Source organism: Comamonas faecalis, assembly GCF_039538025.1.
Classification (GTDB): domain Bacteria; phylum Pseudomonadota; class Gammaproteobacteria; order Burkholderiales; family Burkholderiaceae_C; genus Comamonas_C; species Comamonas_C faecalis.
Window position 1 is genome coordinate 1 of sequence record NZ_BAABBP010000054.1, and the last position, 10,333, is coordinate 10,333.

The following is a 10,333-nucleotide window of genomic DNA, read 5'->3' on the forward strand; positions in this document are numbered from 1 at the left end:
GGAACCACCAATTCCATCTCATCGAGCAATTGCTGCTTGCGGGTTTTTTTGGTGCTCAGGTTCAGATCAAGGCTGCTTTGCTTCATGCGGTGAGACGATGCCACGGCCTGCTGACACCTACCAAACAGAGGGGGAGGTTTTGCAGGATTTCCTTAACAGGTCCTAGTTGCTACCTGGGTCAAATACCGTCGCTGCACGCGGGCAATTGCACGCCGCCGTCCAGCGCGATGCCGCGCGCGGCCAGCACTGCGTGCACCGTGGCCTGCTGCACCGCCTCGGCGGCCATGGCGGCCAGCACCAGCATGCCGGGGTGGCGCGCGGCGCGCGCCGTGGCCAGGGCAAACAGCGTGTCGCCGTCGCTCATCGTGTGCACCGGGCGGATGGCGCGCGCCAGCCCGTCGTGGCCGACGGTGGCCAGGCGCTGGGCCTGCACTTTGGTCAGCGCGGCGTCGGTGGCGATCACGCCAATCGTGGTGTTGCTGCCTGCCAGCAGAGGGTGGGGTGCGTCGCCGCGCAGCAGCGCCTGCTGGGTGTTGCGCAGGCTTTTGCGGTCGGCGCTCAGCGCGCCGGCCAGTGGCGCGCCGGTGGCCGGGTCGACGACGTCGCCCACCGCGTTGCAGGCAATGATGGCGCCGACGGTGACGCCGTCTACGCTCACCGATGCGCTGCCGATGCCGCCCTTCATTGCAAAGCCCATGCCGAACGCCTTGCCAACGACGGCGCCGCTGCCCGCGCCGATGTTGCCCTCGGCCGGCGGGCGGCGGCTGGCGGCGGCGCAGGCGGCGTAGCCGGCCTCCAGGCTCGGGCGGATGCGCGCGTCGCCCACGTGCAGGTCGAACAGCACGGCCGCCGGGACGATGGGCACGCGCGCGGTGCCCATGTCCAGGCCGATGCCCTGCTCGTCCAGCCAGCGCATCGCGCCGCTGGCCGCGTCCAGCCCCCAGGCGCTGCCGCCCGACAGCATGACCGCATGCACCTGCTGTACCAGGTTGCCGGGCTCCAGCAGGTCGGTCTCGCGCGTGCCGGGCGCGGCGCCGCGCACGTCGACGCCGGCGACCGCGCCGCCGCGGGCGATGACGACGGTGCAGCCCGTGGGACGGCGGGTGTCGCTGTAATGGCCGACCTCGATGCCGGCCACGTCGGTAATGGCGCCCGGGGCGCGTGTTGGCAGAGACTGTTGCATCGCCCGATTATGGGCGGGCAGCCTATCGATAGCTGGTAAAGACGCGCGTGCTCACGCCGCTGCGGATCATGTTCTTCGTGACCAGCAGCACGTCGTAGGCGTCCTTGCGGCCCTCGTAGACCGGGCCGTCCATGCCGGGCGAGCCGATCGGCATGCCCGGCACCGTCAGGCCCATGGCCTTGGGCTTTTCCTTGAGCAGCTTGTGCACGTCGGCGGCGGGCACATGGCCTTCGAGCAGGTAGCCGCCGACCAGCGCGGTGTGGCACGAGCCCAGTTCGGCCGGCAGGCCCAGCTGGGTGCGCACCGCGGCGTTGCCGCTGTTGTGCGTGATCACGTCGAAGCCGTTGGCCTGCATGTGCTCGATCCAGTCTTGGCAGCAGCCGCAGCTGGGGTCTTTCCAGACTTCGACCTGGGGGCGTGGCGCGTCAGGCGCGGCGGCCCAGGCGGGCAGCGTGGCTGCGGTCGCGGCTGTGGCGATGGCTGCGCCGGCCAGGCGCGACAGGCATTGGCGGCGAGAGAGTGTGTGGGTAACGGACATGGTGAAGCGATCCAGAAATCAGCAAGAAGAGGGGGCGTGTCTTGCGACCGTGGCTGCAAGGCAGCGCGGCCGCGGGCGATGGGCCGCAGTGGCTTGCGCACATCTGCGGCGGGCTGTGTCATTCCATTTTTAAATCAAACGGTTACTTTGTCGGCTTCGCTTGCCGTGCTACAGCACTGTCTGCGCTGCGCCTTCGCGTACCCGATTGATTGAAAAATGGAATCAGGCGATCGGGGGCTTGAACTGCGGCGCCAGCACGGCGTTGGCAAAGTTTTGCGCGGCGCTGCCCGGGGAGTGGCGCGCGGGCTGCGATGCAGCGGGAAGAAACCGGGCGGGCAGGGCGGCCGGCAGCAGCAGGCAGGTGCAGCAGCCGGTTGTCGCACCTGCCGGGCCGCAGCCAGCGCCGCAGTCATTTGCAGGCGTCGGGCTGGCATGGTCGGCAGCGTAGGCGTCGGCGCAGCAATCGTGGGCGGCGGCCAGGGCCTGCGCTGCATCGGTGGCCACTGGGTGCGTGGATGCCGCCGTCGCCCAGCCGCTGGCACCCGCAAGCAGCAGGGACAGGGTGCACAGCAGGGCGATCAATGGGCGCATGGCGGGGTTGGAGGCGTGGGGCGGCGCAAAGTTTCCGCGGCGGGGCGGCCAGCGGTCACGCGGCCATGTAGCGGCCGGGCCGGTGGTTCATGGCCAGTACCAGGTTGAGCACGACCGCGCCGGCGACCGACCAGGCCACGCGTGCTGGTTCGACGGTGATGAGCGCGGCCAGCACGATGCAGCTGTCGACGGCCATCTGCACCTTGCCGGCGCTCCAGCCATAGCGGTTCTGCAGGTACAGCGCCAGGATGCCGACGCCGCCCAGGCTGCAGCGGTGGCGGAACAACACCAGGAAACCCAGGCCCATGACCATGCCGCCGATGACGGCGGCGTACAGCGGAGGCAGGTCGCTCAGGTGCAGCCAGCGCTCCTGCATGCCGGTCAGCACCGACAGCAGCGTGACCGCGGCAAAGGTCTTGAGCGTGAAGGCCCAGCCCATGCGGCGCACCGCCAGCCAGTAGAACGGCAGGTTGATCGTGAAGAACAGCCAGCCGTAGCCTATGCCGGTGGCGTAGTGCAGCACGAAGGCCAGGCCCGCCATGCCGCCGGTCAGCAGCTTGGCGTTTGCCAGAAAGCCGATGCCCAGCGACACCAGCGTGACGCCGGTGAGGATGGCGGTGGCGTCTTCGACGGCCGTGTGCGGCGGAGCCTCGGCGGGCGGGGGGACGGGGGTGTTCATCGGGGCGCCAGCCTGTCAGGTTTGGCCCGGGTGGGCGCTCGTGGCGGGTGCGGCCGGATCGGTTGCGGCCATGGCCTCGGCAATGCATTCGCGCACCTGGGGGCTGGGCACCATGGGCTGCATGGCCGGCATCACGGCGCGGCCGGTGTTGCCCGGCGGCACAAAGCGCACCAGGTGGCTGATCGGCGTCATCAACAGGTGGCCGAGCTGGCCGCGCACCTCGTAGTCGTCCTTGAGCGTGCGGGCGAACTGCAGCATCTTCCAGTGCGCGCGCCAGTGCAGCAAGAAACTGTAGCGGTTTTGCGCCAGCACATGCGCTGCCTCCAGGTAGCGCCAGCGCTGGGGCGTGCTCTCGGCGGTGCTGGCGTCAAAACGCGCCAGCAGGTGCTCGAAAGCGGCGCGCTGGCGCGTGCGGGAGTGGGCGTGGCTCATGGCCGTCATTGTCCCATGGCGGGCCGGCCCCGCATGCTGTCCGGCCGCTCGTGCGGCGCGGCGATCCAGCGGCGCAGGCGCAGGCCGTTGGCGACGACCAGCAGGCTCACGCCCATGTCGGCCAGCACGGCCATCCACATCGTCGCCAGGCCCAGCACGGCCAACAGGCAGAACGCGGCCTTGACGCCCAGGGCCAGGCCGATGTTCTGCCACAGCACGCGGTGGGCGCGCTGCGACAGTGCGATGGTGTCGGGAATGCGGCGCAGGTCGTCGTTCATCAGCACCACGTCGGCGGTCTCCATGGCCATGCCGGTGCTGTGCGCGCCGCCCATCGCAAAGCCGATGTCGGCGCGCGCCAGCGCCGGCGCGTCGTTGATGCCGTCGCCGGTCATCGCCACGGGGCCAAAGCGTTGCTGCAGCGCGGCCAGCGCGGTGAGCTTGTCGCCCGGCAGCAGGCCGCCGCGCGCGTCCTCGGGCGTGGCAATGCCGGCCTCGCGCGCCACGGCGGCCACGGTGGCCGGGTTGTCGCCGCTGAACACCACCGGGTGCACGCCCAGCGCGCGCAGCTGTGCGATGGCCTGCGGCGCGTCGGCGCGCAGCGGGTCGGCGACGGCGAACAGCGCGCGCACGCCGGCGTCGTCGGCCAGCACGGTGACGCTGCGGCCCAGCTGTTCGTGCTGCTCCAGCGCCTGCTGGAGCGCGTCGTCGGCCAGGCCCAGCTCGCGCACCAGGCGCAGATTGCCCAGCCGCCAGGTCAGGCCGTCGATGCGCGCCTGCACGCCGCGCCCCGGCAGGGCCTGCAGCTCCTGCAGCGCGTCGCCGCTGGCGTCAAAGGCCTGTGGGGGCAGGCCGGCGGCAATCGCGCGCGAGACAGGGTGGTCGCTGCGGCTGGCCAGCTGCCAGGCGGTGGCCGCGGCAACCTGCGCGTCGGCGCCGCCCCAGGCCTGCCAGTGCACCAGCGTGGGGCGGCCGGTGGTCAGCGTGCCGGTCTTGTCCAGCGCAATGGCGCGCAGCGCGCGCGCGGACTCCAGCGCGCTGCCGCCCTTGATCAGAATGCCGCGGCGCGCGGCCGCGGTCAGCGCGCTGACCATGGTGACCGGCGTGGAGATGACCAGCGCGCAGGGGCAGGCAATGACCAGCAGCGCCAGCGCCTGGTAGGCGGATTGCTGCCAGCTCCAGCCCATCAGCAGCGGCGCCAGCAGTGCCAGTGCCAGCGCCAGCACGAAGACGATGGGCGTGTAGACCGCGGCGAAGCGGTCGACGAAGCGCTGCGTGGGCGCCCGGCTGGCCTGCGCCTGCTCCACGGCGTGCACGATGCGCGCCAGCAGCGTGTCGCCCGCCGGCGCGGTCACGCGCATCACCAGCTCGCCGTTCTGGTTGACGCTGCCGGCGTACAGCGCATCGCCCGGCGCCTTGTCGGCCAGCTGGCTCTCGCCGGTGATCGGCGCCTGGTTGACGCTGCTCTCGCCTTGCGTGACGGCGCCGTCCAGCGGCACGCGCGCGCCCGGGGCAATGCGCACCAGCGCGCCCGGCGCCACTCCGCTGGCGGGCGTGCGCAGCGTGCTGCCGTCCGGCTGCAGCACGTCGGCGGTCTCGGGCGCCAGATCCAGCAGATTGCGGATGGCGTGGCGCGCCTTGTCCATCGCACCGTGCTCGATGCGCTCGGCCGCCACGTACAGCGCCATCACCATCGCCGCCTCGGGCCACTGGCCGATCAGCACCGCGCCGGTGACTGCCACGGCCATCAGCGCGTTGATGCCCAGGTGCAGCCGCGCCAGATCTTTCAAGCCCGCGCGGTACACGCCCAGGCCCGACAGCGCAATGGCCACCAGCGCCAGCGCCATGCCCGGCAGGTTCCACTGCAGCCAGTGCGCGGCCTCGGCCGCGCAGGCCAGCGTCAGTGCCGCGGCGATGCGCGGCCAGGGCGGCAGCACGCCGTGGCCATCACCGGCGCCGCAGCCGCTGCTGCCGCAGGCACTGGTACCGGCATTGATGTCTTGGGCGGGCGCGCTGCAACTGGCTGCGCCGGCATGGCCGTGGTCGTGGTGGTGACCGTGGTCGCGCGGATGCGCGTGCTGGCGACCATGGCTGTGGCCGGGCGAAGGTGCGGGACGGGTAGAACTATGAGACATGCGATGATTGGAAACCTTCAAGTCACTCCAAGGTCAAGCATGCCCGCGCAAAGCCCCCGCCACCGCATTGGAGATGCCGCCCGGCTGTCGGGCGTGGCGTCGGCCAACATCCGCTATTACGAGAAGGAAGGTCTGCTGACCGCCCGCGCCCGCGAGGACAACCGCTACCGCCTGTACAGCGACGCCGACGTGCATCGCCTGCGCTTCGTGCGGCTGTGCCGGGCAATGGACATGTCGCTGGACGAGGTGCGCGCGCTGCTGGCGCTGGACGCGCGCGGCAGCGACGCTGAGGGCACCGACCACGCCGCCTGCGCCACGCTGGACGCACACCTGGAGCATGTGCGCACCCGCTTGCACGAGCTGCAGGTGCTGGAGGCCGAGCTGCTGCAACTGCGCGGGCGCTGCGACGGCACCGGCGGCCAGTGCCACGTGATCGAGGCGCTGCACGCACGCGCCGACGCCGAGCCGGTGCCGGCGCCTGTCCCGCTGGCGAAACGCCATGTGTGATGAGGGCGCTATCGTGACCATTGCCCGTGGGCGCATTTGAAACAAGACACAAGGAGACAAGACGATGGCACAGACCGGCATCAAGGTGGTTGCACAGGGCCTGACTTATCTGGAAGGGCCGCGCTGGCACGACGGCGCGCTGTGGTTCGTGGATTTCTACACCCACGGCGTGTACTGCGTGGGCAGCGATGGCGAGCCGCGCAAGATGGTGCATGTGGAGAACCAGCCTTCGGGCCTGGGCTGGCTGCCCGACGGGCGCATGCTGGTGGTGTCGATGAAGGATCGCAAGGTGCTGCGCCAGGAAGAGGACGGCAGCCTGGTGGTGCATGCCGACATCTGGGACTTGTGCGCCGGCCACGCCAACGACATGGTCGTCGCGCCCAACGGCAACGCCTACGTTGGCGACTTCGGCTTCGATCTGATGGGCGGCGCACCGTTTCAGACCACCGGCCTGGTGCTGGTGCGCCCCGACGGCAGCGCGCAACAGGTGGCGCTGGGGCTGGAATTTCCCAATGGCATGGTGATCACGCCCGACGGCGCGACGCTGATCGTCAACGAGCTGTTTGGCAACCGCATCTCGCAGTTCGACATCCTGCCGGACGGATCGCTGGGCCCGCGGCGCGACTTTGCCAATTTCGGCAGCCTGGGCAGCGAGGGCGACGTTGGCAAGCGCATTGCGGCCGCGCAAATCGTGCCCGACGGCCTGGCGCTGGATGCCGAGGGTGCGGTCTGGTTTGCCGACACCATCCACCAGCGCGCGGTGCGCATGGCCGAGGGCGGGCGCATTCTGCAGGAAGTGCACACCGCGCCCGAAGGCATTTTTGCCGTCGCGCTGGGCGGCGACGATGGCAAGACACTGTTTATGTGCGCCGCGCCTGACTGGGACGAGGGCCAGCGCAAGGCCGCGCGCCAGGCGCGCATGCTGGCCACGCGCGTGGCCGTGAGGCACGCCGGCACGCCCTGATGCACGACCAGCGCCGACGCAGATGTCGGCGCTGGGGCGGTGGGTGCGCGGCGCAATCCGGCGGCGCCGCAGTTGCTGCGCCCGCATGTGAAATGGTGTCAAAATACCGCCCAAGGTGGTGGGGTTCGCCTGAAACCGCTTCGCAGCCGCGAAGCCAATGACTCCTGATTCATCCGTCTACGGAGTCAGAGTCATGCCTTACGCCATCTTTCATCTTGTTTTTGCACAGTGCCCTGGCCCGCAGTCCGTTCGGTTCAGGGCGTTTGAGTGCAAGCGCCATCCGACCTGCGACCGTCTCCGTGGCGATGCTGGCGCCGTGGCCGCAGCGGCGCACGGACTCTTGCTGTAAAGAGGTAATTCCATGCAGCTGGGGTTGTCCGTTCTTGCCATCTCCCTGGGCGCCGTCGTCGGGGCCAATCTGCGTTGGGCCCTGGGCTTGCTGCTCAATGGTGTCTTTCCCAATCTGCCGCTGGGTACCTTGGCGGCCAATTTGATCGGCGCCTTCGTCATCGGCCTGATGGTGCCGACCTTTATCGCCGTGCCGTCGCATTTCTGGCGTCTGTTCGTCATTACCGGCATGCTGGGCGCGCTGACGACGTTCTCGACCTTTACCGCCGAAATCTTCGATGCCTTGCAGGGCGGGCGCCTGGTCTGGGCGCTGACGGGCATCTTCATGCACGTGGGCGGCTGTCTGGTCATGACCTGGCTGGGCGCCGTCGCGTTTTTGGGTTTGCGGCAATTTTTTGGAGGTGGGCAATGAAAGGCTATGAATTGACGTTCATGGCACCGCGTTCGCGCCGCTGGCGCGGCGAGTCGGTGCTGGATGCCGTGGTGCGCCTGGCCAAGGCGCAGGGCGTGACGCGGCACACGCGCCGCATCGACACCGAGAGCGTTGGTGCGGGGGGCGCTCGCATTCGGCGCATTTCTTCGAGCTGGCCGATGAGCCCGAGGAGGTCAGCTTCATCCTGGCCAATGGCAAGAGCGATGCGCTGATGCAGGCCGTCCAGGCCGAGGGCCTGTGCGTGTTCTGCATCCGCCGCGAGATCGAGTTCTTCCAGTTCGGCGTCGGGCAGGACATGGCCTCTGAAGGAGAGAACCATGGCCGCCTCTGATGCCGCGCAACGTGTCCTTACGGTGTTTCTCCTGCGCCATGGGCAAACCGCCTACAACGTCGCGGGCCGCCTGCGCGGCCGGGCCGACCCGCAACTGGACGAGCAGGGCCGCGCCCAGGCCGACGCGCTGGGACGGTTGTTCGCAGGGGTTGCGCTGTCGCGCGTGCAGGCCAGCCCGTTGCAGCGCGCGGTCGAGACCGCAGAGCCGCTGGCGCGTGCCGTCGGGCTGTCGGTGGAGGTGATGGATGCGCTGAACGACCGGGACTACGGCCCCTGGACCGGCAGCGACCGCGGCGAAGTGCAGCAGCGCTTTGGCAGCATCGACGCCGCGCCGGGCGTGGAACCCTGGCATGCGCTATGCGAACGTGTGCACCAGGCCTTCGATGGGCTATTGGAGACTTCCGCCGGGCCGGCAATTGCCCTGGTGGGCCACGACGCCACGAACCGCGCGCTGCTGGAGGTGCTCGGCGCCGCCGCCAACCGCAGTCCCGGCGACATCGCCCAGGACAACGGCTGCTGGAATTGCCTGCAATGGCGCAGCGGCCGCTGGGAGCTCACCGTGCTCAACGCCTTGCCTGGCGACGGACAACGCGCCCCCCAGGCCAATAGGGCAACCGCGCCCTGCACCCGCACCGCAATGCTGCCGGAGGTGTCGTCCATCAGGGGTTGCGCCACGGAGCGCGGGCACTGCCGGTGTGCACGTGGCGCAGGGCTGCTGTCATGCATGTCGGCGGCGTGCTGGTCGCCCTGCTCGGCGTCTGGCTGCGCCTTGTTTGAAGCAACGCACACTGCATTCCAATTTCCGACCGCTGGAGAAAACATGTGGTTTGCACGATCAAGATCCTCAAGGCCCGCGAAATCCTGGATTCACGCGGCCAGCCGACGCTGGAAGTCACCTGCATCACCAGCCAGGGACAGGAAGCGACGGCGGGCGTGCTGGCCGGTGCCTCGACCGGATCGCGCGAGGCCGTCGAACTGCGCGACGGCGATCCCGGACGTTTTGCCGGGCGCGGCGTTCTCAAGGCCATCGCCGCGGTGCAAACCAGCATCCGCGACACCCTGGTCGGCATGGATGCGACCGACCAGCGCGCCGTTGACGAAGCCTTGACCCGGCTGGACGGTACCCCGGACAAATCACGCCTGGGTGCCAACGCCGTCGTCGGCGTCTCGATGGCCGTGGCGCGCGCCGCGGCCGCGGCCCAGGGCCTGCCGCTGCACCGCTGCCTGGGCGGCGGCGAGCGCCTGCCCATCCCCTCGCTGAACATCCTCAACGGCGGCGCCCACGCGGGCTGGGAAGGCGCGGATTTTCAGGAATACATGATCCAGCCGCTGGGCGCCGGCAGTTTTTCCGAAGCACTGCGCTGGGCGACCGACATCTACCGCGCGCTCAAGGCGCTGCTCAAGGCCCGGGGGCTGCGCACCGGCATCGGCGACGAAGGCGGCTTCGCCCCGCCCGTTCGCTCCAACCGCGAGCCGCTGGACTGGCTGGTGAACGCCATCGAGCAAGCCGGGCTGCGGCCGGGCACGGACGTGGCGCTGGCGCTGGACGCGGCGGCCAACGGGTTTCACGGCGACGCCGGCTACCAGCTCAGAACCGAGGGGCGCACGCTCGACAGCGAAGGGCTGATCGACTACTACGCCGACCTGGTGCGCGACTGGGGCCTGTTAAGGACATTCTGAACAACTCGGCTGCGCAAGTGCTACATGGCTGATGTTTTTCAGATGACGCAATCGCACCGTTTTGCCCGCGTCCTTGCACCATTCTTGGTGCCTTTTCGGGCCATTTGCACCGCTTTTGCGGCCCCTTGCCTGTTTGCAGGCGCACTCATGCCTTGGCAGCCAGCAACTGCTGGCGCACCATCCACAGGTTTGACAGCGCAAACAGCGTCTTGAGCTGCAGCGTGTTCTTCTTGAGCCCCCGATAGCGCACCTTGGTGTAGCCAAACTGGCGCTTGATTACCCGAAACGGATGCTCCACCTTGGCTCGGATGCTGGCCTTGAGCTTCTCCATCTGGTCTATCAGCGCGTCAAGGATGCTCTGAATAACTCACCTCCAGGCGTGCTACGCCTGGGTTATTTTTCAGATGATGCAATTTGAGTTGACTTCGGCAGGGGCAACTATTTTTTTGCCCGCCGATCGGGGCGTTTTGCCCCTTTTGGCGGCCCGCGCCCTGCTTTCGGGCGCACTCATCCCC

Annotated in this window: 11 protein-coding genes, 2 pseudogenes and 1 riboswitch; of the genes and pseudogenes, 5 read left to right on the plus strand and 8 right to left on the minus strand. The window is 69.1% G+C overall.

What is annotated here, in order from left to right; translation table 11 throughout:
* Nucleotides 1-178: 178 nt before the first annotated feature.
* From ABD767_RS17020 to ABD767_RS17045, 6 genes are all read right to left on the minus strand, one after another.
* Nucleotides 179-1,183 (minus strand): P1 family peptidase, encoded by a 1,005-nt coding sequence (locus ABD767_RS17020; RefSeq protein ID WP_344869994.1) that lies wholly within the window; start codon nucleotides 1,181-1,183, stop codon nucleotides 179-181.
* Between the two features lie 22 nt (nucleotides 1,184-1,205).
* The gene (locus tag ABD767_RS17025) at nucleotides 1,206-1,721 is read right to left on the minus strand and encodes a DUF411 domain-containing protein (RefSeq protein WP_344869995.1); all 516 of its coding nucleotides are present in this window, start codon (nucleotides 1,719-1,721) and stop codon (nucleotides 1,206-1,208) included.
* Nucleotides 1,722-1,943: 222 nt separating this feature from the next.
* Nucleotides 1,944-2,312, minus strand: a complete 369-nt coding sequence (locus ABD767_RS17030) for a hypothetical protein (RefSeq protein ID WP_103046440.1) — start codon at nucleotides 2,310-2,312, stop codon at nucleotides 1,944-1,946.
* Nucleotides 2,313-2,367: 55 nt separating this feature from the next.
* Entirely contained in the window at nucleotides 2,368-2,991 is a 624-nt protein-coding gene (locus ABD767_RS17035; RefSeq protein ID WP_103046441.1) for a DUF6198 family protein, read from the minus strand.
* 15 nt (nucleotides 2,992-3,006) lie between these two features.
* Complete coding sequence (locus ABD767_RS17040) at nucleotides 3,007-3,423, minus strand: DUF3703 domain-containing protein (RefSeq protein WP_103046447.1); 417 nt, start codon at nucleotides 3,421-3,423, stop codon at nucleotides 3,007-3,009.
* 5 nt (nucleotides 3,424-3,428) lie between these two features.
* Nucleotides 3,429-5,555 carry a heavy metal translocating P-type ATPase gene (locus ABD767_RS17045; RefSeq protein ID WP_103046442.1) on the minus strand — a complete coding sequence of 709 codons (2,127 nt, stop codon included), beginning with the start codon at nucleotides 5,553-5,555 and terminating at the stop codon, nucleotides 3,429-3,431.
* A 39-nt stretch (nucleotides 5,556-5,594) separates the two neighbouring features.
* On the opposite strand from ABD767_RS17045, the gene ABD767_RS17050 reads away from it, so the two are divergent.
* The 3 genes from ABD767_RS17050 to crcB all read left to right on the plus strand — a co-directional run bounded on the left by ABD767_RS17050 (nucleotide 5,595) and on the right by crcB (nucleotide 7,786).
* Nucleotides 5,595-6,062, plus strand: a complete 468-nt coding sequence (locus tag ABD767_RS17050; protein WP_103046443.1) for a MerR family transcriptional regulator — start codon at nucleotides 5,595-5,597, stop codon at nucleotides 6,060-6,062.
* A 64-nt stretch (nucleotides 6,063-6,126) separates the two neighbouring features.
* Nucleotides 6,127-7,026 (plus strand): SMP-30/gluconolactonase/LRE family protein, encoded by a 900-nt coding sequence (locus ABD767_RS17055; RefSeq protein WP_103046444.1) that lies wholly within the window; start codon nucleotides 6,127-6,129, stop codon nucleotides 7,024-7,026.
* A 105-nt stretch (nucleotides 7,027-7,131) separates the two neighbouring features.
* Nucleotides 7,132-7,200, plus strand: a riboswitch (Fluoride riboswitch).
* Nucleotides 7,201-7,387: 187 nt separating this feature from the next.
* Entirely contained in the window at nucleotides 7,388-7,786 is a 399-nt protein-coding gene (crcB, locus tag ABD767_RS17060; RefSeq protein ID WP_425549941.1) for a fluoride efflux transporter CrcB, read from the plus strand.
* 4 nt (nucleotides 7,787-7,790) lie between these two features.
* Here the strand turns inward: crcB and ABD767_RS17065 are convergent, their stop codons facing one another.
* On the minus strand, nucleotides 7,791-8,126 hold the full coding sequence (locus ABD767_RS17065) for a hypothetical protein (RefSeq protein ID WP_344869996.1): 336 nt from the start codon (nucleotides 8,124-8,126) through the stop codon (nucleotides 7,791-7,793).
* Between ABD767_RS17065 and ABD767_RS17295 the strand changes: the two are divergent.
* Nucleotides 8,125-8,694, plus strand: a pseudogene (locus ABD767_RS17295) (histidine phosphatase family protein); the annotation flags it as partial. The gene ABD767_RS17065 and the pseudogene ABD767_RS17295 overlap by 2 nt on opposite strands.
* A 266-nt stretch (nucleotides 8,695-8,960) precedes the next feature.
* Nucleotides 8,961-9,818 carry a phosphopyruvate hydratase gene (gene eno / locus ABD767_RS17070; protein ID WP_103046446.1) on the plus strand — a complete coding sequence of 286 codons (858 nt, stop codon included), beginning with the start codon at nucleotides 8,961-8,963 and terminating at the stop codon, nucleotides 9,816-9,818.
* A 145-nt stretch (nucleotides 9,819-9,963) separates the two neighbouring features.
* Here the strand turns inward: eno and ABD767_RS17075 are convergent.
* Nucleotides 9,964-10,152, minus strand: a pseudogene (locus tag ABD767_RS17075) (transposase); the annotation flags it as partial.
* Between the last annotated feature and the right edge of the window lie 181 nt (nucleotides 10,153-10,333).